This window comes from Sphingobium sp. LB126 (assembly GCF_002795205.1).
GTDB classification, from domain to species: Bacteria; Pseudomonadota; Alphaproteobacteria; order Sphingomonadales; family Sphingomonadaceae; genus Sphingobium; species Sphingobium chungbukense.
The window spans coordinates 244,271-264,465 of the sequence record NZ_NETV01000002.1 but is presented as its reverse complement, the minus strand read 5'-3'; the positions used below and the strand labels follow the sequence as shown (position 1 = coordinate 264,465).

The 20,195-nt window shown below is 64.6% G+C and carries 20 protein-coding genes; 3 read left to right on the top strand and 17 right to left on the bottom strand.

The features are described from left to right. Positions 1-19 precede the first annotated feature (19 nt). The 8 genes from CAF53_RS17430 to CAF53_RS29085 all read right to left on the bottom strand — a co-directional run bounded on the left by CAF53_RS17430 (position 20) and on the right by CAF53_RS29085 (position 6,219). Entirely contained in the window at positions 20-1,180 is a 1,161-nt protein-coding gene (locus CAF53_RS17430; RefSeq protein ID WP_100239017.1) for a 12-oxophytodienoate reductase, read from the bottom strand. Between the two features lie 3 nt (positions 1,181-1,183). Beyond that, positions 1,184-1,741: a VOC family protein gene (locus CAF53_RS17425; RefSeq protein WP_046763825.1), complete on the bottom strand. Its 558-nt coding sequence runs from the start codon at positions 1,739-1,741 to the stop codon at positions 1,184-1,186. Continuing rightward, positions 1,738-2,520, bottom strand: a complete 783-nt coding sequence (locus CAF53_RS17420; RefSeq protein WP_046763824.1) for an SDR family oxidoreductase — start codon at positions 2,518-2,520, stop codon at positions 1,738-1,740. The genes CAF53_RS17425 and CAF53_RS17420 overlap by 4 nt, the downstream gene beginning before the upstream one ends. A gap of 16 nt (positions 2,521-2,536) precedes the next feature. Next, positions 2,537-3,388, bottom strand: a complete 852-nt coding sequence (locus tag CAF53_RS17415) for an SDR family oxidoreductase (RefSeq protein ID WP_100239016.1) — start codon at positions 3,386-3,388, stop codon at positions 2,537-2,539. A gap of 11 nt (positions 3,389-3,399) precedes the next feature. Further along, positions 3,400-4,218: an SDR family NAD(P)-dependent oxidoreductase gene (locus CAF53_RS17410; RefSeq protein ID WP_046763823.1), complete on the bottom strand. Its 819-nt coding sequence runs from the start codon at positions 4,216-4,218 to the stop codon at positions 3,400-3,402. A 139-nt stretch (positions 4,219-4,357) separates the two neighbouring features. Continuing rightward, positions 4,358-4,840: a VOC family protein gene (locus CAF53_RS17405; RefSeq protein ID WP_046763822.1), complete on the bottom strand. Its 483-nt coding sequence runs from the start codon at positions 4,838-4,840 to the stop codon at positions 4,358-4,360. Positions 4,841-5,111: 271 nt separating this feature from the next. Next, entirely contained in the window at positions 5,112-6,095 is a 984-nt protein-coding gene (locus CAF53_RS17400) for an aliphatic sulfonate ABC transporter substrate-binding protein (protein ID WP_242443501.1), read from the bottom strand. Continuing rightward, a complete protein-coding gene (locus CAF53_RS29085) occupies positions 6,085-6,219 on the bottom strand; it encodes a hypothetical protein (protein ID WP_269748640.1) in 135 nt (44 codons plus the stop codon). Before CAF53_RS29085 ends, CAF53_RS17400 begins: the two co-directional genes overlap by 11 nt. 97 nt (positions 6,220-6,316) lie before the next feature. Here CAF53_RS29085 and CAF53_RS17395 point away from each other — a divergent pair, with 97 nt between their 5' ends. Continuing rightward, entirely contained in the window at positions 6,317-7,675 is a 1,359-nt protein-coding gene (locus CAF53_RS17395) for an FAD/NAD(P)-binding protein (protein ID WP_100239015.1), read from the top strand. 156 nt (positions 7,676-7,831) lie between these two features. Here CAF53_RS17395 and CAF53_RS17390 read toward each other — a convergent pair whose 3' ends face one another. Together CAF53_RS17390 and pdhA are read right to left on the bottom strand one after the other, a co-directional pair. Then, positions 7,832-9,223 (bottom strand): pyruvate dehydrogenase complex E1 component subunit beta, encoded by a 1,392-nt coding sequence (locus CAF53_RS17390; RefSeq protein WP_100239014.1) that lies wholly within the window; start codon positions 9,221-9,223, stop codon positions 7,832-7,834. Further along, positions 9,223-10,278, bottom strand: coding sequence for a pyruvate dehydrogenase (acetyl-transferring) E1 component subunit alpha (pdhA, locus tag CAF53_RS17385; protein ID WP_046763818.1), 1,056 nt, complete (start codon positions 10,276-10,278; stop codon positions 9,223-9,225). The genes CAF53_RS17390 and pdhA overlap by 1 nt, the downstream gene beginning before the upstream one ends. Before the next feature lie 115 nt (positions 10,279-10,393). Here pdhA and CAF53_RS17380 point away from each other — a divergent pair, with 115 nt between their 5' ends. Together CAF53_RS17380 and CAF53_RS17375 are read left to right on the top strand one after the other, a co-directional pair. After that, positions 10,394-11,278 (top strand): LysR family transcriptional regulator, encoded by an 885-nt coding sequence (locus tag CAF53_RS17380; RefSeq protein WP_046763817.1) that lies wholly within the window; start codon positions 10,394-10,396, stop codon positions 11,276-11,278. A 95-nt stretch (positions 11,279-11,373) separates the two neighbouring features. After that, the gene (locus CAF53_RS17375) at positions 11,374-13,005 is read left to right on the top strand and encodes a Na+/H+ antiporter (protein ID WP_046763816.1); all 1,632 of its coding nucleotides are present in this window, start codon (positions 11,374-11,376) and stop codon (positions 13,003-13,005) included. Between the two features lie 92 nt (positions 13,006-13,097). Here the strand turns inward: CAF53_RS17375 and CAF53_RS17370 are convergent, their stop codons facing one another. From CAF53_RS17370 to CAF53_RS17330, 7 genes are all read right to left on the bottom strand, one after another. Then, on the bottom strand, positions 13,098-14,387 hold the full coding sequence (locus tag CAF53_RS17370; RefSeq protein ID WP_100239013.1) for an MFS transporter: 1,290 nt from the start codon (positions 14,385-14,387) through the stop codon (positions 13,098-13,100). A 207-nt stretch (positions 14,388-14,594) separates the two neighbouring features. Then, entirely contained in the window at positions 14,595-15,332 is a 738-nt protein-coding gene (locus CAF53_RS17360) for a PilZ domain-containing protein (RefSeq protein ID WP_100239011.1), read from the bottom strand. Positions 15,333-15,593: 261 nt separating this feature from the next. Next, complete coding sequence (locus tag CAF53_RS17350; protein ID WP_100239010.1) at positions 15,594-16,769, bottom strand: glycosyltransferase; 1,176 nt, start codon at positions 16,767-16,769, stop codon at positions 15,594-15,596. 4 nt (positions 16,770-16,773) lie between these two features. Further along, positions 16,774-17,277, bottom strand: a complete 504-nt coding sequence (locus CAF53_RS17345; RefSeq protein ID WP_046763810.1) for a DUF2141 domain-containing protein — start codon at positions 17,275-17,277, stop codon at positions 16,774-16,776. Beyond that, a complete protein-coding gene (locus CAF53_RS17340; protein ID WP_100239009.1) occupies positions 17,274-18,215 on the bottom strand; it encodes a hypothetical protein in 942 nt (313 codons plus the stop codon). The genes CAF53_RS17345 and CAF53_RS17340 overlap by 4 nt, the downstream gene beginning before the upstream one ends. Continuing rightward, complete coding sequence (locus CAF53_RS17335; protein ID WP_100239008.1) at positions 18,212-19,459, bottom strand: glycosyltransferase; 1,248 nt, start codon at positions 19,457-19,459, stop codon at positions 18,212-18,214. Before CAF53_RS17335 ends, CAF53_RS17340 begins: the two co-directional genes overlap by 4 nt. After that, the gene (locus CAF53_RS17330; RefSeq protein WP_100239007.1) at positions 19,437-20,174 is read right to left on the bottom strand and encodes a polysaccharide deacetylase family protein; all 738 of its coding nucleotides are present in this window, start codon (positions 20,172-20,174) and stop codon (positions 19,437-19,439) included. The genes CAF53_RS17335 and CAF53_RS17330 overlap by 23 nt, the downstream gene beginning before the upstream one ends. Between the last annotated feature and the right edge of the window lie 21 nt (positions 20,175-20,195).

Here is a 20,195-nt window from a genome sequence, read left to right as displayed (position 1 = left end):
GGTGGTCGGCCCGCATCCTTCACTCCAGCGTCATCAGATGCGCGTTGCTATAAGGTCGAATGCCGTCCGTTTGCCCGGCCCGCAGCCGCTTCGGCCAGTCGGGATTGCTGATCAACATCCGGCCCACACCGACCAGATCGAACTCACCCGCCTCCAGCCGCTCCATCAAGGGGTCAAGACTGGCGAGACCGCTGTCGGTCAACGAAAAATCCTCCCCGTCCATCCAGTTGGAACGCGCCAGGCCCACTGACCCCACCGTCATGGTCGGTACACCCGTCACCTTCTTTGTCCAGCCCGCCAGATTAAGCCTGCTGCCTTCGAATTCGGGTTCCCAGAATCGGCGCGTCGAACAATCGAACAGGTCGACCCCCGCCTCCGCGACGGGCGTCAGGAACATCTCCAGTTCCTGGGGCGTGTGAGCGATCTTGCAATGATAATCCTGCTGCTTCCATTGCGACCAGCGGAAGGTGATCGGAAAATCCGGAGCGGTTGCCGCGCGCACGGCACGGATCAGTTCCACGGCGAAGCGCCCTCGTCCGATCAGGTCGCCGCCATAACCATCGTCCCGCCTGTTGGTGCGGTCCCAGAAGAACTGGTCGATCATATAGCCATGTGCGCCATGGATGTTGACCCCGTCACAGCCGATCCTCCGGGCGTCCGCCGCGGCGCGTGCGAAGGAATCGATGACGTCGGCGATATCGCTTTCGGTCATGGGGGCGCCGATTTGCGCCGCTCGGGTGATCGGCGTGATCCAGCCGGTCGTATGCACCAGCGGTTCGGCCCAGCCGGACGGACCGGCCGGCGGCAGATGGGCATTGGGGATTTGCGGATGGTCCGATGCGGGCGGGCGCAGCAATCCGGCGTGCCAAAGCTGTGGCATGAAGGCCCCTCCGGCATCATGCACCGCATCCACGACATCCTTCCATGCGGCCAGCGCGGCGTCGCCATGGAACGCAGCGTGCATCACGTCGCTGGACGCCACCGGATGGTCGACCCGGCTCGCCTCGCCGATGCACAGGCCCACGCCGCCCCGCACCCGACGGACGAAATAATCGACGAAGCCGTGCGGCTGAACGCCATCGTCGGCAAAATTACGCCCCATGGGGGACATGACGATGCGGTTCGGCAGCGTCAGGCCGTTGAGAGCGAAGGGATCGAACAGGGCGGAAAGGTCACGCATGCTTCAGTCATCCAGCCTGGGATAGGGGCGTAGGGGATCGCGGCCGTCCCATTCGCCGTGCGCCGCCTCCATTGCGGCAAGCGCGGCATGAACGGCCGGAGTCCAGGCACCATATTCGACGAAATGGCCGAGCATATCCCGCATGTCGACCATCACCGCCCGGCCGAAGCCGGGCACCACATGGTCGGTGACGATGGCTTCGTCCCGCGCGGCATGGTCTGCGATCGCCGCGTCAATGTCCTCGCAGGCGACCTGCACATGATGCAGTCCATAACCCACGCCGGTCGATGCCGGGTCATATATCGCCGGCCCTGCGCCGCTATAGGCGGCCAGTTCGATATTCATGCCCCGCCGATATCCGACCGCGACCTCCAGCATGCCGCGCGCGGGCAGGTCGCCGAAACGCTGACCCTCCATGTCGAAGCACGCGTGGAAGAAGGGTCCCGCCCCCATCCGCCGCGTCCAGTTCGCCACCGCCGCCGCGATGTCGGGCACCAGATAGCAAAGCTGGACGACCTTGCCGGGCTGCTCCGCCGCGATGCTGGTCCAGTCGTTTGTCACCGTTCCGCACCGGGTTCGAAGATCGCGGCGGTCAGATGTTGCCCGCCATCGGCCAGCACGCGATGGCCCAGGATGAAACATGCTTCGTCGGAGACGAGGAACATGGCCGCCCCGCCGACATCCTCCACCGGATCGGCCAGGCGCGGCATGGCCGTGTTGGCGATCAGCGTTTCGACACTTTTGCCCTTCCCGGCGCGATAATCAGCGAAAACCCCGATGTCCGGCACGGCTGCCTGGAGGAAATTGACGAGGATGCCGTCCTTCCCCCATTCCACGCCGGCCGACCGGCTAAGTCCGGTCAGCGCGAAATCCATGGTGACGGCATCCGTCACACCCTCGTTCGCGGTGGGGCCATAGATGGACCCCAGATTGACGATGCGCCCCGCGCCTGCCGCCTTCATATGCGGATAAACCGCCTGCATCATGTTGAGCGCATTCAAAAGCACATCATGGAATGCCGCGGTAAAATCGGACGCCGCATTCTTCTTTGCCAGCCTTTCCCACTTCAGCGCCGCGTGGGCGCCGTTCAGCAATATGTCGATCCGGCCATGCGCCTCTTTCACCGCATCGGCGATCGCCCGCGCCGCGGCGGGATCCGCGAGATCGGCGCCGCGCGCTTCCGCACCGGGAATGGTGCGCGCCACCGCCTGCGCCGCCTCCTGATCGCGGTCGACCAGCACGACCTTCGCGCCTTCGCGGGCGAAACGGCGGGCTATGCCCTGCGTCAGTTCATTGGCCGCGCCCGTAACGATCGCGACCTGCCCTTCGATCAATCCCATCCTGTCCTCCCCGCGCTCAGGCCGTCAGCTCGACGGTGGCCTGGCTGTGGCCCTTGTGAATATCGGTGCCTTCCTCATGCATCTGGAGGGGCGCGGTCGCCCATACGCCGCCGTCGACGCAGAAGACCTGCCCGGTGATGAAGCGGCCATTGTCGCTGCAAAGCCCCAGCACCGCGCCGGCAATGTCGATCTCGCAATCGCCCATGCGGCGCATCGGGAACTGGCGCACGCTCGCCTCGGCCATTTCCCTGTTCTGCTCGGCCCAGCTCTTGTACGCCCAGCTATCGCCCGCCGGGGTGATGCAGTTGACGGTGATATTGTCCTTGCCGAATTCCCGCGCGGCGCTGCGCGTCAGCGCCTCATTGGCGGATTTGGTGATGTTATAGTCGCTGGAATAGGGCTGACCCCAGATATTCCAATGGCTGGAGAAAAAGATCAGCCGCCCGCCTCCGACCTTGCGCATGTGCGGAACCGCCGCGCGGCTGGTCCAGAGCGACTGGTAGAAGCCGGTCATCAGCGTCATGCTGTAATCGGCGTCGGGCTTGTTCTCGATCGACCGGACAGGCGCGATCCCCTGCGCATTGTTGACGACGATGTCGAGGCGGCCGAAATGTTCGGCGGCATTGTTGACCAGATCCTCCATCTGCTGCCGGTTGCCGACATCGGCAGCGACGAACCGCGCCCGCTCCGCCGCGCCGGGAAGCTGCGCGATCAGCGCCTCATTCTCCCGGTTGTTCTCCGCGCTGCGGGAACAGTAGACCACCGCCGCGCCTTCCTTCAGGAAACGCAGCACGATGCCCTGCCCGATGCCCTTCGTGCCTCCGGTGACGACCGCCACCTTGCCGTTCAGCCGCCCATGCGTCTGCATCTCTTCTCTCCTCAAGCTGTTTCGACCAGCGGCTTGCCCGCCGCCATCCGCCACATGTCCGCGACCACCGGCAGATGGATCGTCTGACCGCCGTCCACGGCCAGGAGCTGCCCGGTGATATAGCGCGCCGCATCCGACAGCAGGAACAGTGCCGCCTGGGCAATGTCCTCCGGCTCCCCCAGATAGGGCAGCACATTATTGTCGAGCGTCATCTGAAAGAACCGGTCGCCCATATTGCGTGTCGTGGGCGTGTCGACGAAGCCCGGCGCTATGGTGTTGCAGCGGATGCCCCGCTTGCCATAGGCGGTGGCGATCGACTGGCTGAGGCTGTGCACCGCGGCCTTGGACGCCGCATAGGCGGGGACGGTGCCCAGCGACAATATGCCAGCGGTGGAGGATATGTTGACGATCGCGCCGCCTCCGCGCTTCAGCATTTCAGGAATGCAATATTTCGCCGCAAGCATCGGTCCGCGCAGATTGATCTCCAGCGCGCGGTTCCAGATCGCCACCTCCATTTCGTGGATTTCGCCGTCGGCCCCGGTTTGCTCGGGGGCATTGTAGGAGACGGTGTTGTCGAGCAGGTCGACGCCGCCGAAGCGTGCCACGGTCGCTTCCACCATGGCCCGCGCCTGCGTCTCGTCGCGCAGGTCGACGCGCATCGCCAGCGCCTGGCCACCCGTCTCCGCGATCGCGTCGGCGGCGGACAGCGCATGGCTTTCGTCAAGATCGGCGATCACCACGGCCGCGCCATGTGATGCCAGCAATTGGGCTGTCGCCCTGCCGATGCCCGAAGCACCCCCCGTCACGACAGCCACCTTGTCCGTCAGCATGGACCGCACGACTCTCTCCCGCTTTATATTTCACCAGGTTTATCATCATTGCGCGAGGAGTAGTCAATATGCCCTTTTTTTGCCTGTTACTCCGTATAAAATCGACGACATAGGATCTTAATAAGAACGATCGTTCTTATCAATCTCGAGTTGCGGTGCGCGGCACGGATCCGAAAAAGGCTTTTCCGCCTTCGTCCAGACGAATGAATTCCGACCACACGCCCAGGTCGCATCGCGTATCGGCATAACTATAGTCGAGCGCACCCGGCATGGAGCCGGCCATCGGCACATCATAACCCATGCTCTGAAGCCGATCGATCATCGCCTGATGATCGTCGATCAGATAGCCGAAATGATGCAGCCGGATCGGCCCCGCTGCGGAGGGCACATGATCGTCGTAGATCGTCTTCTGCATCGGATCGGGCTCTATGATCTCCGTCATCACATCGTCGATCCAGGCAAGCGCGATGCGTCGTGTCGGTGCCGGCTGGCCATTGATCGCGGGGGGCTCGTTCACCGCGAATTCGACCGGGCCGAACTTGGCGCGGAACGCCGCGACGGCCGCCTCCACATCGCGCGTCACATAACCGAACTGGAAGAAGCCCTTGAAGAAATTCTGCATCCCACTCTCCTTTTGAGCAATATAGATACTTTAAAGGACCTATTTTGCCAAGCGCGGTGCTGCGCTTCTCCGGAGGCGGAACGTCGCTCAATCGTTTCCACATGGTCATGGTCAAGGATCGGCGGGCCGAGGCGGACGCTTCGACCACTCCGACTTCCTTGTCGAGGAAGCCGATCAGCAGGAGGCAGCGATGGCCAGGATGCTGGTCAAATCAAGTCCCGGCTTTTTTGGGATAGGGTCGGGAACAAATGCCCGGCCAGGCAAATGGTCTTCAGTCTCTTTTCGGTATGGAATCGTTGAACCGCCTATCCCATAACGGCCGCACATCGACCGGCTTGGGCAACATCTTCTGCGCGAAGAAAAGGTCCGCCACCCCCTGCTGGGAGGCGATGGCCGCATCAGTCACGGGGCGCAGTTCAAAGCTGGCACTCTGGCGCCGAAACTGGTCCATCACATAATCGCGCGGCACGCCGATACTCTGCGCGACGATACCTGCCCATTCCGTGCGGTTTGCCGCGGCCCAACCAAAGGCCTGCTGCATCAGCGCCAGATATTCGCGGATGACCGCCGCCGTCTCCGGATCGGCCAGCGCGTCGACATGGGCGCACACCAGATAATTGCCCGACAATATGCCATAGGCGGTGCGCAGCACCCGCGCGCCATCGGTGGCAACCGCCCTCTGGATCGGGAATTCATAGATGGCCCAGGCATCCAGCGCCCCTTGGGAAAAGGCCGCCGCGCCATCGGATACGCTCATGGCGACCGGCGTGATGTCGTCCCAGCCCAGACCCACTTCCTCCAACATCCGGATCAGGAAATATTGCGATGTGGTGGCCCGCACATAGCCGACCCGCTTGCCCTTGAGATCGGCTATGGAGCGCGCCCGGGACCCCTTGGGCACCAGGACCACCTGATTGTTGACATCGCCATGGAGGACGGCGATCTGACGGAAACTCTGGATCGTTGAGGCGGCCGCGAAGATCGGTGGAATCTCGCTCATCTGTCCAAGGTCGAGCGAACCGCCGTTCAGCGCCTCCACCACCAGATGACCGGACTGGAATTCGCTATATTGAAGGTCCAGACCCTTGGGCACGATCCCGGCCGCCTTGAACAGCAGCCTTATGTCGCCTCTCCCCTTGCCCGTGACCGCGACACGCAGCCGCGCGCCCCGGCCCGCACCGCAACCCGCCAACAGCAAGCCGGATGCCGCCCCCGCACCCAGGAAACCGCGCCGCGACCAATATTCAGCGACCACGGGCACTTTCCCGATTGGTCGCCGCCCGCTCGAACAGCACCACAGTGGGATCACGCAAAAATTCATGGCGCGCGGCATCGTACAGGCGAATCCAGCCCTGGATCAGGGAACGCACAAGCTTCATATTTGTCCTTCCGGCATAGCTTGCCTATTTATCTATTTCTTCGGTAGAGATAAGTCTCGCAAGCAATGCTGCGCCAACTATTAGAAATGCTTGATTCATGCTGAAGGTCGATCACGCTGCCATTGTTGGAGGAGGCTTCAGCGGCACCCTGCTGGCGATCAACCTGCTGCGTCACGGCGCGCTGCGGGTGACGATGGTCGAGCGCCATGCCGACCGCATGGGCCGTGGGCTGGCCTATGGCGCGGCGCAGGCGAGCCATATTCTCAACGTACGCGCGGCCAATATGAGCGCCCTGCCCGACGATCCGGATCACTTCACCGACTGGCTGAAACGGCAAGGTCTGGGACAGGAAGGCAGCTTTGCCACGCGGCGCGACTATGGCGCCTATCTCCGCGCGATGCTCGACGAAGTTCGGGTCCTGGCGAGCGACAGGCTGACCGTAATAACGGATGAGGCGGTCGACCTCAGGCCGCGCGGCGACGGCATCGACATCGACCTGCGATCCGGCGCCCGAATGGATGCCGATATCGTGGCGCTGGCGCCCGGCAATCTGCCGCCCCATGATCTGCCCGCATTTGCCGCCCTGCCGGGCGACAACCCGGCCTATGTCAATGATCCCTGGTCCGCGACCATTGCCGAGGGGCTGATGCCCACGGATCAGGTTCTGCTGCTGGGCAGTGGCCTGACCGCCGTGGACTGCGCGCTCAGCCTGGACAGCGCCGGGTTCCGTGGGCGGGTCGTCGCTCTGTCCCGGCGCGGACTGGCCCCACAAAGTCATGCCGCCACCGTGCCCTACACGGCCTGCAACGACCGTCCGAGGGGTAGTGCCTCAGCGCTGGTACGGTCGTTGCGCAATCGCAGCGTGGAGATCGGCTGGAGAAATGCCGTGGATGAGTTGCGCCGCTTCACCCAGGACATGTGGCGCGCCGCCAGCGCGGAAGAACGCAGCCGTTTCCTTCGCCATTTACGGCCCTATTGGGACGTCCATCGCCACCGCATCGCGCCGCAGGTGGCGGCACGGCTCGCGTCAATGCGGAAGGAAGGACGACTGCAAATCCATGCGGCCAAGGTCGTGCAGGCCGTCCCCAATGGTCGGAGCCTCGATGTCCATCTGCGCGGGCGTGGCCAGGATAGGACGGAGGCGATGTCTTTTGCCCGGGTGATCAATTGCACCGGTCCACTGGGCGACCTGCGACGCGCCGATGATCCGTTGCTGCGCCAATTGGCTATGCGGGGTGACATCCGGCCCGATCCGCTGGCGATCGGCATCGATGTCGATCGGCAATGCCACGCCATCGCCCGCGATGGGTCGATCCAACAGCGGCTGTTCGTGGTCGGTCCGATGACGCGGGGCGCACATTGGGAAATCGTCGCCGTCCCCGACATTCGTCGTCAGGTCTGGCAATTGGCGCGCGAAATCACCGGCGCACATTGGGTCGAAGCCGAAGGTCTGTGACAGCCTTGCTTATGCCGGGCTCACCAACATGCAACGGGTTCAGCAATCTATTTCGGTGTCCGATTCAAGAGATGAGAACTCTTGCCGCACAATCGGAAGGGTGCCTCTGATCCCCCTCATGGGGATGAGGCACCCTTCCATGATTTGCCATCGGCCTTACCGATAGCAGACTTTTTTGACAGCGGCGACGACGCGTGATGGGTCGATGAGTGCGGCCTTTTCGAGATTGGCGGCATAGGGGAGCGGCACGTCCTCATTGGTGACGCGCAGCACCGGGGCGTCGAGGTCGTCGAAGCCCTGTTCCATCACCACCGCCGCGATCTCCGAGGCGATCGAGCAGACCGGCCAGCCCTCCTCCACCACCACCAGGCGGTTGGTCTTCTTCAGGCTCTGCAACACCGTCGCGGTATCCAACGGACGCAGCGTGCGCAGGTCGACCACCTCCGCATCGATGCCCTCGCCCGCCAGCACCTCCGCCGCCTCCAGCGCCACGCCCACGCCGATCGAATAGCTCACCAGCGTCACGTCCCGGCCCTCGCGCATGATCCGCGCCTTGCCGATCGGCAGCACATAATCGTCGACCTTGGGCACATCGAAGCTGCGGCCGTAGACCAGCTCATTCTCCAGGAACACCACCGGATCGTCCGAACGGATCGCCGCCTTGAGCAGCCCCTTGGCATCGGCCGCATCATAGGGCGCGATCACGATCAGGCCGGGAACCGCCGCATACCAGGGACCGTAATTCTGGCTGTGCTGCGCCGCGACCCGGCTCGCCGCGCCATTGGGGCCACGGAACACGATCGGGCAGCGCATCTGGCCGCCCGACATGTAATTGGTCTTGGCCGCCGAGTTGATGATATGGTCGATCGCCTGCATCGCGAAGTTGAACGTCATGAACTCGACGATCGGCTTCAACCCGCCCATCGCCGCGCCCGCGCCGATGCCGGCAAAGCCATATTCGGTGATCGGCGTGTCGATCACCCGCTTGTCGCCAAATTCCTCCAGCAGGCCCTGCGTCACCTTGTAGGCGCCCTGATATTCGGCGACTTCCTCGCCCATCACGAAGACCCGCTCGTCGCGGCGCATTTCCTCCGCCATGGCGTCGCGCAGCGCTTCGCGAACCGTGGTCTTGAGATATTCGGTGCCCTCGGGCAGCGCCGGGTCCTTGACGGTCGCCTTCGCCTCAGGGACCAGCTTCGCCGTGCCGCTCTGCGCCTTCTTCGGTTCGGGAGCCGCCTCAGCCTTGGGCGCTTCCGCCTTGGGAGCCGGAACAGGCGCTGCCGCGTCATCCGCCCCTTCGCCCGCCCCTTCGCCCGCCATCGTCGCAATGACGGTGCCCACCTTCACCCCCTCGGTGCCTTCGGGAACGACGATCCGGCCGATCTGGCCCTCATCCACCGCCTCGAACTCCATCGTCGCCTTGTCGGTCTCGATCTCCGCCAATATGTCGCCCGAGCGGACCTCGTCCCCTTCCTTCACCAGCCATTTCGCCAGCGTGCCTTCCTCCATCGTCGGCGACAGCGCCGGCATCTTGATCTCGATACCCATCAATATTGCTCCACCAGCACGTCGGTATACAGATCGTGCAGTTCCGGTTCGGGAGAGGTTTCGGCAAAGTCCGCCGCGTCGCTGACGATTTTGCGGATGTCCTGGTCGATTGTCTTGAGTTCGTCCTCGGATACGCCCGCTGCGGTGAGATATTTCTTCACCCCCTCGATCGGATCGGACTTTTCGCGCATCGACTGCACTTCCTCGCGCGAGCGATATTTGGCCGGGTCGGACATGCTATGGCCGCGATAGCGATAGGTCTTCATCTCCAGCAGGATCGGACCATTGCCCGCCTGCACCCATTTCAATGCCTCTTCCGTCGCGCCGCGCACCGCCAGCACGTCCATGCCGTTCACCTGGATGCCGGGAATGCGGAAGCTCTCGCCGCGCCGGTACAACTGGTCCTCGGCCGAGGAGCGGTTGACGCTGGTGCCCATGGCATATTGGTTGTTCTCGATCACGAAGATGATCGGCAGCTTCCACAGCTCGGCCATGTTGAAGCTTTCATAGACCTGGCCCTGGTTGGCCGCGCCGTCGCCGAAATAGGCGACGCACACGCCGCCGTCTCCATTATATTTGTGCGCAAAGCCCAGCCCCGCGCCCAGCGACACCTGCGCGCCGACGATGCCGTGGCCGCCGTAGAATTTATGCTCGACGCTGAACATGTGCATCGATCCGCCCTTGCCGCGCGAAATGCCCGCTTCCCGGCCGGTCAGTTCCGCCATGATGACATTGGGATCGATGCCATAGGCCAGCATGTGCCCATGGTCGCGATAGCCGGTGATCACGCTGTCCTTGCCGGGCTTCAACGCCGACTGGATGCCCACCGCAACCGCTTCCTGCCCGATATACAGATGGCAGAAACCGCCGATCAGACCCAGGCCGTAAAGCTGCCCCGCCTTCTCCTCGAAACGACGGATCAACACCATCTGACGGTAAAATTCCAGCAACTCCTCTCGCGTCGCTTCATAATCCTCAGGCAACGAAGGCCGTAAACGGTTATGATCCGCACCTGCTGGCGTATCTTGTGGGGAAGAGGCAATCTGGTCCGTCATTTCCTGTCCCTTGTTCCAGCACGGGCTGAACAGTTATCGCTATCAGGCACAGTGTGAAGAATGGAATTGATTAATTCCAATAATTATTTTATTGGAATTTCCATAGAAATTTCCGATGAATCGTATCGCCTTCTATCATATCGAGACTCTTCTCTGGATTGCCCGTCTGGGAACGTTCGGCGCTGCCGCCGACCGGCTGAATGCCAGCCAGCCGACCATTTCCGCGCGCATCAGGGAATTGGAGGGGCAGATCGGCTTTCCGCTGTTCCAGCGCGAGGGCAGGAACATGATGCTGACGGTTCGCGGCCGGGAATTCGTCCAGCGATGCGAAACTTTGTGGACGACGCTTCAGCAGACCCTGCTGTCCCCCGACGAATTCAGAGGGGCTTCGGGCATAGTCCGCGTCGGGTCCGGCGAGATCGCGGCGGCAAGCTGCCTTCCGGTGTTCACCAACGCCATCGGGAAGAGCATGCCGAAAATCTCGCTGGAGATCGAAATCGATCTGACGGCCCATCTGATCGATGATCTGCTCAGCGGCCGCGTCGACATGGTCTTTGCCATCGGGCCGATCACGATGCCGGGCATAGTGGCGGCCACCATTCGGCAGGTCGAACTGGTATGGCTCGCCAGCCGCGAACTGGGCGAAAGCATCACCGAAAAGGGCGGCGAGATAGAATCGACCGTGCCGCTCTGGTCGGTCGCGCGGTCGTCGCCCATGCACGATCTGATGGCCACCATGATCCGGAAGTCGTCCTTCCAGCATCCGCATGTGCATAACTGCAACAATGTGCGCTCGCTGATCGACATTGTGGAATCCGGCGGGGGCATCGGGCTGTTCCCGCTCAACATGGTGGAGGAGAAGATCGCGGCGGGCTCCCTCGTCAAGCTCGATGAGGAGGTGCCTCCGCCGATCCTCCTCCAAACCGCGATGCGCAGCGGCGATCACGACCCGATCATCTCCGAACTGTTCCGCCGGTCCTGCGAAATTTCCTACGTCTGAGAATTGGCTCCAACGAACGGCCGATCCGCAAACGGGGTTGCCCCTTCCGCCTTCCTCCCCCAAAGGTCTTCGGATTCCGGAACGGAGGGAAGATATTGGAGACAGTTTCGATCGTGCTATTTCTCCTGCTGGCGGTCGTCGTCAGCGGGGCGGTTTCCCGAATGTTGCCCGTCTCCATTCCTACACCTCTGGTGCAGATCCTGCTCGGCGGCATCATCGGTCTGTCGACATCCCACCGCGTCGAGCTCGACCCCGAACTCTTCCTGTTCCTTTTCCTCCCTCCGCTCCTTTTTCTCGACGGCTGGCGCATCCCCAAGGACGAGTTGCTCAAGGACGTCTGGACGGTGGTCGAACTCGCCCTCGGCCTTGTCCTCCTGACGGTCGTCGGCATGGGTTTCTTCATCCACTGGATGATCCCGGCCATGCCGCTCGCCGTCGCCTTCGCGCTTGCCGCCGTCGTGTCGCCGACCGATCCCATCGCCGTTTCCGCCATCGCCGCGCGCGTGCCCATCCCCAAGCGGATGATGCACATATTGGAGGGGGAATCGCTTCTCAACGACGCCTCCGGCCTCGTCTGCCTGCGCTTCGCCATTGCGGCGGCGCTGACGGGCACCTTCTCCGCCGGGGCCGCCGCACTCAATTTCCTCTGGGTGGCCGGAGCCGGCCTGGCGATCGGCATTGCCGTCACCCTCGCCGTCTCGCGCGTCAAGGCATGGGTCACGAAACGCTGGGGCGAGGACACCGGCTCGCAGATCCTCGTCAGCCTCCTCATCCCCTTCGGTTCCTACATGCTCGCCGAACATGTCCACGCCTCGGGCATATTGGCGGCGGTGGGCGCCGGCGTCACGATGAGCTTCGCGGAGATTTCCCGTCAGGCCATGGCCGCCACCCGGATGCGCCGGAATTCGGTGTGGGACACGATCCAGTTCACGCTCAACGGCATCATATTCGTTCTTCTGGGCGAACAACTGCCCGCCATATTGGAAGGCGCGCATCAGACGGTGGCACTGACGGGTCACAGCTCACCCTGGTGGCTGGCCATCTATACCATAGCGATCATAGCCGGCCTCGCCATCCTGCGTTTCGCCTGGGTCTGGGCCTCGCTCCACCTCACGATCCTGCGCAAGGCCCAGCCCGGTGCCGCCATGCACAGCCCCGACTGGCGGCTCGTCGCGGCGACATCCTTCGCCGGCGTGCGGGGTGCGATCACCCTCGCGGGCGTGCTGACCCTGCCCCTCGTGCTGAACGACGGGACCGACTTTCCGGCACGCGATCTCGCGATCTTCCTCGCGGCCGGCGTGATCGTCGTGTCACTCGTCGTTGCGAGCGTCGCCTTGCCGATCCTGCTCAAGGGCCTCACCATGCCGCCGGAACCGTCGAAGCAGGCGGAGGAGGACAGCGCTCGCATCGCCGCTGCCGAGGCCGCGATCCAGGCGATCGAACGGCATCAGCATGCCCTGGCCGAACATCATGGCGAAGCCGACCTCTATGTCACGGTCGGCGGACGGGTCATGGATCTTTATCGGGATCGCATCGAAGGCCTGAACGGACATCAGGTCGACGAGGTACGCGCCGGAAAACGCCTTGCCGGAGAATTCGGTCTGGTGGCCGTCAAGGCCGAGCGCGAAACGCTGGCCCGGCTCGTGCGCGATCGCCAGGTGAGCAGTGAGATCGCCCACAAACTCACGCGAGAACTCGACCTTGCCGAAGCACGCTATCGCGGCTGAGACGAACCGCTCGCAAACCTCGTCATTCGATCTTCAGCAAATCGCCCGAACGGACGAGGCGGGAATATGCAACGGCATCTCCCGCCCTGATGTCAAGCGAGAGCGAGGGACTTTTCCCGCCCGCGATTGATGAACGGCACCAGCGCCGCACCGATGAGGCACAGGACCCCCGCCGCGACGAAGGCAGGCATATAGCTGTTCCAGGCCGTGCGGGACAGCCCACCCGCCAGCGCGGCACTCGCCGCGCCAAGCTGATGCCCGGCGAATATCCAGCCGAAGACGACATTCGCCCGTTCCGGCCCGAAGCGCTGCGCCGTCAGCTTGACGGTCGGCGGCACCGTCGCCACCCAGTCCAGCCCGTAGAATATGGCAAAGATCGACAGGCTGTAGAGCGAGAAGTCGCTGAAGGGCAGATAGAGCAACGACAAACCGCGCAGGCCGTAATAGCAGAACAGGAGCCAGCGATTGTCGAACCTGTCCGACAGCCAGCCCGAGGCGAGCGTACCCGCAAAATCGAACAGCCCCATCATCGCCAGCATCGACGCGGCACCCACCGCCGCCAGCCCGTAATCGCCGCACAGCGAGATGAAGTGGGTCTGGACCAGCCCGTTGGTACTCGCCCCGCAGATATAGAAGGAGAAAAAGAGTATCCAGAAACTCGGCACCCGCGCGGCTTCGGCCAATATCCGAAGCGGCGTCATCATCAGCACGGCAAGGCTGGTGGACTGCACCGGCGGGGCATGGATCGCGCTCTCGCCATAAGGCGCCAGGCCCAGATCGGAGGGGCGGTCACGCATCAGCAGAACAGTCACGACCGCCGCCAGCAGGATCGCACCGCACACCAGCAGGATCGCGGCACGCCAGCCGAAATTCTCCGTCAGGGCGGCCATCAGCGGCAGGAAAGCCAACTGCCCCGTCGCGGTGCTCGCCGACAGCAGCCCCAGCACCAGTCCGCGCCGCGCCGTGAACCAGCGCGTCGCCACGGTCGCACCCAGCACCACGGCCGTCATGCCCGTGCCGACACCGATCACCACGCCCCACAACCAGACCAGCTGCCATAGCTGATCCATACCCAGCGACAGGAAAAGGCCGCCGCATATGATGGATAAGGAAACCAGCATGATCCGCCGCACGCCGAAGCGGTTCATGAAGGCAGCGGCAAAAGGCCCCATCGCGCCAAAAAGCAGGAAACGGATGGCCAGCGCGCCCGAAATATCCGCCGCGCTCCAGCCGAATTCCTTCTGCAACGGCACGATGAACACACCCGGCGCACCGACGGCGCTCGCAACCACCAACATGGTCAGGAAGGTCGCGGCCAACACCGCCCATCCGTAATGAACATGACGCGCCCTCAGAACGCGCGCCACGGCGGCGGAAAACATGCAGATCCCTTCCGGCAGAGGCGGAGGGGCGTTAAATGATGGGTGCCATAACTCTGGTCAAGAGGCCAGTGGGAGCCGGCTGGACGTGACGCTCCACCGCATGCGCCTTGCGATACTGCAACAGGATCCGATCGGATTGAACCGGGTCACGCGCCAGGCGCGGTTCTCCTTTCGACAGGCCCAGGACATGCCTTGGCGCGAGATGCCCTAAAATTCTATATGGATCTGAACCTTCGACGGATTCACACCCGCCGCCCGCGCGATCCGTGCCTTGGCCGACTGGATCGCATGGGCAAGCGTTTCGGCGCTGGCCTCGGCGATGAGGGGCGCCGCCGCTTTCCGGAGCGTGGAATCGCCCTCGCCGAAAAGCAGTTGCTGCTCGGTCAGCCCGAAAATATCGGCCAGGACAAGCAGATTGTCCTTCCGCGGCGTGGTCCTGCCGGTTTCCCAACCCCAGATGGTCGGCTTGCTGAAGCCCGTCCGCTCGCACAGTGCGACCCGGCTCAACCCGCGTTCCCGCCGCAGCCGACGCAGACGGTCCGGCAAACCTTCCGCGATTTTCTCTTCGGCCTTGGTCTCGGCAGGCCCGTGGACGGACTCATTGACGGACTTTGCGCCATCGCGATCCGGATTGCGCAGCCGCACCGCACTCACCACGGCCTGCGGCAGCGCTTCCACGAAACGGCAGCCGAAAAGCGGCTCATTCTGCCAGACGACGCGGGCGGCGACCTTGTCCGCCTCGGGCAGGGACAGGATGATCTCCTGTCCGACCTTCAGATTCGTCCGGGTTTCCACCAGCATGCCCGCCGTGGAAATATCATGGATCACGACATTCGCCTGCGCCTTGTCGAACGTGCCGGGCAGTTCGAGGCGAATACGCCATCGAGCGGCTTCACGCCTGTTCTCGGACTTTGGCGGCTGTTCAACGATGGCTTGAATAGACATGGTCCCGTTACTCGCATCAATCGGGTTTCCGGAAGGTTAATCCGGCCCCGTAACGTCATTCGCGAACCCGGGCCGATCGGGCGTCAGTCCCGGTTCCTCAGCGCCCACCATAGGATCGCGGCCATGATGGACCAGTTGCCGCAGCTATGGACATGCCGCAAGCCGCAAGGATGCTCCTCTTTCGCGTCCCGTTCCATCGCCATTGCGGCTGGTGGTTTGCGGATCGCGAGAAACGGCAGGGATCGAACCATGGAGCGCCGCCTAAGCAGCATGACGGCGCCTCCCTTCCAACTCCCGATAGACCGCGAAGAGCTGGGCGAAATGATCGTCCATGGTCGTGACGGATGCCGCCATCGCCGCCGCCCGCCGGCGCTGCGCCTGCGGATCGCCGTTCAGGAAATCGGTGATGACCGCCGCCAGGCTGTCCGTCTGTGCCGCCCGGTAACGCAGGCCCACGCCATGCGCCGCCTGATCGGACGCGCCCCCCTCGTCCGGCACGATGATGGGAATGCCGCTGGCCCGCGCCTCGGCCGCGACCATGCAGAAGGTTTCCGCCTCGCAGCCATGGACCAGCGCGTCGGCGCTCGCCAGCATCTCCGCCAAAGCGGGCCGGTCGTGCATCGGCGCCAGCAACTGGATATGCGGATTGTTGGCCGCCGCCCGCCGCACCCGCGCCCGGTCGCGCCCGTCGCCGACCAGCACCAGCCCGACCGGATTGGCATAGCCGGCCGACGTCACCGCCTCGATCACCTGGGGCCATCGCTTTTCTGGCGCATGCCGCCCCACCCCCAGCAGCAGCGTCGCATCCGGCCCCAGGCCGCATCGCTCCAGCAACCGCGCGCGCAGCGCCTCATTGCGGTGGCGCGGCGAGAAATATCCCGGCTCCACCCCCATGGGCAGGGTGGCGACCCGCTCCAGCCGCCCGGCCGACAGGCGCTGCGACAGGCTGTCGCTGGCACTCACCACCAGGTCGAAACTCTGGTCCAGCCGCCGCAGGTGGCGCCAGAACCATTCGAACCCCCGGTCGATCGTCGCGCGGCTCAGCACCGACCCGAACCAGCGATAGGCATAAGCGGAAAGCGGATCGGCATGCATGATCAGCGCGCGCGGCGCATCGCCCCGCCAGCGCGCCACCATCGCCGCGCTCCCCCAGGGCGATGACGCCTCGACCAGATCGGGTTGCAGGCGGTCGAGCATGGCATGCAGCGACTGTTCGTCGTCGAAATAGGAATAGCGCCGGTCGAGCGGAAAGCGGCGCGCGGGCAGCATGACGATGCGCCCGCCGCCCTGGGTTTCGACCACCCGGTCATTGTCCGACGGGGCCAGGATGATGATCTCATGTCCCGCCTGCGCCCCGGCCTGGAGCTTGCGTTCGACATAGGTTTTCACCCCGCCGCCGCGCGGTGCGTAAAAGGCGCAGACATCGACGATCCGCATCGCGTCATTTCTCCAGCGGGCCGAAGGCGAAAAGCCCCCGGCGATAATTCATGGTGATGGCGATCCGCGCCGGTCCCGACCCGACCGTCGCGCGGGCCGCGGCGGCATGGGGCTTGGACCAGCCCAGCTTGGGATTGCCGGGGAAACCGATGCCGTCGATCGACAGCGAAAAGCGGCGATTGGCATCCCGGTCGTGCATCAGGCTGAGCGCATAGGTGCCCGGTCCCGGCGCGCGGATGCAAAGCTGCACCGGACCGGCGGCAGGCGTCGCCTCCTCCACCCGGCGGAAAACCTTTCCCGCCCCGACCAATATATTGTCGTCGGCCAGGAAATCCTCGTCATTGGCGGGATAGAGTTCCAGCTTGAGCCGGCCCTTGCGATCCTTGAGGCCCAGCACCTCGACCAGGAATGCCGGGCCATTCTCATTGGCGCGACACTGCCCCTCCGCCTTGCCGAGATCGGGCGTCGACGGGATGGCCGCGCCCGCCAGAAGGATGACCGCGATCATGCGGTGCGGCTTTCGCGCAGCAATTCGGTCACGCCCAGCACCATACCGACCAGCAGATGCGCGGCCAGGATCAGCGACGCCATCAGCGCCATGGCCGACACGATCTCGCTGTCGCGTCCGATCAGGAAGGCCGCCATGCTGGCGAACACCACATCCTTGTTGGGCAGCAGCGGCAGGCGGGAGACAAGCTGGCGCAGCGTGCCGAGCAATATCCACCAGCTGATCGCAATGTCGGGCAGCAGCAGATGCCACATCACCGCCGCCAGCACGGTCGTCGCCACGATGCGCGCCAGATGGATGCCCGACACCATCCACAGATCCCGGCGCGGCAGGGTGAAGAGCCGCCGCCGCAGCAGCATCGCCACCAGCGACGAGGCGAGCACGAACAGGATCGACCCGCCGACCTCCCAGCGGTTCAGCCCCGCATCGACCGCGCCCAGCAGGGGCAGGGCCAGCGCCACCATCAGCAGCGTCACGCCGTTTCCGACCAGCGCGGACAGGATGGTCACATCCTTGATCGCGCCGAAGGGGGCGGTGGTGATGCGGCTGTTGCGCCGCGCCCAGGCGTAGAAATAGACCTCACCCAGATAACCGAGCAGGATCTCGTTGCTGACCAGCTTGCGCAGCAGCGCGCCGAAACCTTCCGCCGGGATCGCCCAAAGGCGCCGGAAGATCACCCATTCGGAAATCGGCCCAGCCAGATAATAGAGCGCGAAGGCGAACCAGAAGGTCAGCGACACCGGCATCAGCGCCCACAGGCGGCGCGGGTCGATGTCGCGGAACTGGTGCAGCGCCACGACCAGGATCAGCACGGACACCAGCGGCCCCGCCCATCGGGTCCAGTTGCGGCCCGATTGGATCAGCGGCTTGGGATCAAGCGCGCCGTCCAGTGATGCGACCGTGGGGTTGAGGAGGCCGGTTGAGGTTTCTCCGGTCATGGAAATGCTCGTCTTGATGGGCTGGAAGGGGTGACGTCGCCGCCGGCCGGAAGCCACAGTCGTTCCGGCTGCGATTTTTCACTGGAGCCGCCGAGGCGGGCCAGGGCGGCGAAATCGGCAAGGTAAAGGGGTGCCGCCGCTTCCAGCGTGAAACGGCGGGCCTGAGCCAGGCTGGCCGCGCCGTCCTGGACGATCCCGCCGGCCTGCGCGATGGCATCGGCCAGGGCCGCGGCGTCGCCGACCGGAACCAGCCGGCCCAGCGCGCCATCGCCCAGCAGCGCGCGCATCGCCGCGCTGCACTCGGTCGCAATGATCGCCTGCCCGGTCGCCAGCGCCTCCAACAGGACGGCGGGAACGCCCTCATAGTCGGAGGAGAGCAGGAAGATGTCGCCATGCCCGATATGGGATGCGGGATCGGGCACATGCCCCGCGAAATGCACGCGCCCCGAAAGGCCCAGCCGGTCGACCAGCCGCTCAAGCCCACGTCGGTCGGGGCCATCGCCATAGAGCATGAGCCGGTCCTGCGGCCCCGCGCCCCGCGCGAAGGCCTCCAGCATCAGGGCGAAATTCTTCTGCCGCGCCAACCGGCCGATGGCGACGAAGCGCCGCCCCTCCACCGCCGGTCCGGCCATGGCTCCCGCCCGCAGGCGGTCGATCTGCGCCAGCGACAGCGCGGGGTCGGGAATGACGCTGATCGCGGGATAGCGGGTCATGGCGCGGCGCGGACGGATGAGCGTCACGATCTCCGCCTCCAGCCCCGGCGCCATGGCGATGAAGTGATCGATGAAACGCCCCTGCACCCGCAGCCAGAGGCGATAGAATATCCGCCCCGCCCAGGGCATGTCGCGTCGTTCCAGATCGTTGCTGATCTTGGCGACGACCGGCGGGCAGCGGCGGCCGAGCAGTCCCTTCATCGCCACCGCGACCACTGCATAGCTGTTGCCCGCGCAGAACAATATATCGGGCCGCAACCGCCGGATCACGCCCGGCAGGGTCACGATCATCCAGAGCGTCTCGCACCAAGCGATGGAAAAGCGCGGCTGGCGCGGCATATGGGCATCGATCCCCTCGCCCAGCTCCCCCCGCATCGCGCCGTCGCCGCGTCCCATGAACAGCGGCGCATCAACGCCCTGCTCGCGCCAGCGGCGCACCAGCCGCAAGGCGACGCGCTCCACCCCGCCGGGTTCGAAACTGTGGAGGAAGGTCAGCACGCGCACGGATTCAGCCCGCCAGCAGGTCGTCATAGCGGCCCGCCTCATGCGTCCGCGTCAGGCGGCGCAGGGCTCGGTCGATACTCGCCAACAGGCGCGGCACATGCGCATCCCCCGGATGGACGGCGACCCGCGCCACCGCCGCGTGGCGCAGCAGCGGCGGCAACAGCCGCGCCGCCAGCAGGGACGATGCGATGCGTGCCCGGCTGCGGCTGGCCCATGTCAGCACCGGCCCGCGCGCCAGCACCCGGCCCGTCGACGGCTGCCAGACCTTCATATGGTCCTCCGCCAGCGCAAAGCCGCTCTCCGCCAGCGCCTCCAGCGCCGATGGACCGTACAGCCAGGCCGGGGCGACGAAACCCGCGACCGGACGGCCGGTGATGGACTGGATCAGGTCGCGCGCATCGATCATGCGCCGTTCCGCGGTCGCCTTGTCCAGCCCCAGAAACTCGCCTTCCCCCGCGGTCATGTGCCGCGCCTTGAACCGCGCCGCCGCGCCGTCATGCGTCGCCATGTCGCGGTGGAACCAGCCATGGGCGAACATGCTGACGCCCGCATCCGACCAGCGCCGCAGCCGCCCGGCAAAGGCGCTGCCCGGCCGCAGCGGATAGCCGCCCCAATGGTCCGGCACGACCAGCATCGCCAGCCGCCCCACGGGAACATGGCGGGCCAGCCGGTCCAGCAGCAGGTCGACCTCGGATTCGAAGCGCGGCCCAACATCGTGAATAGACAAGAGAAGTTTCTTCACGACTGTCCCCCACAGACTGAA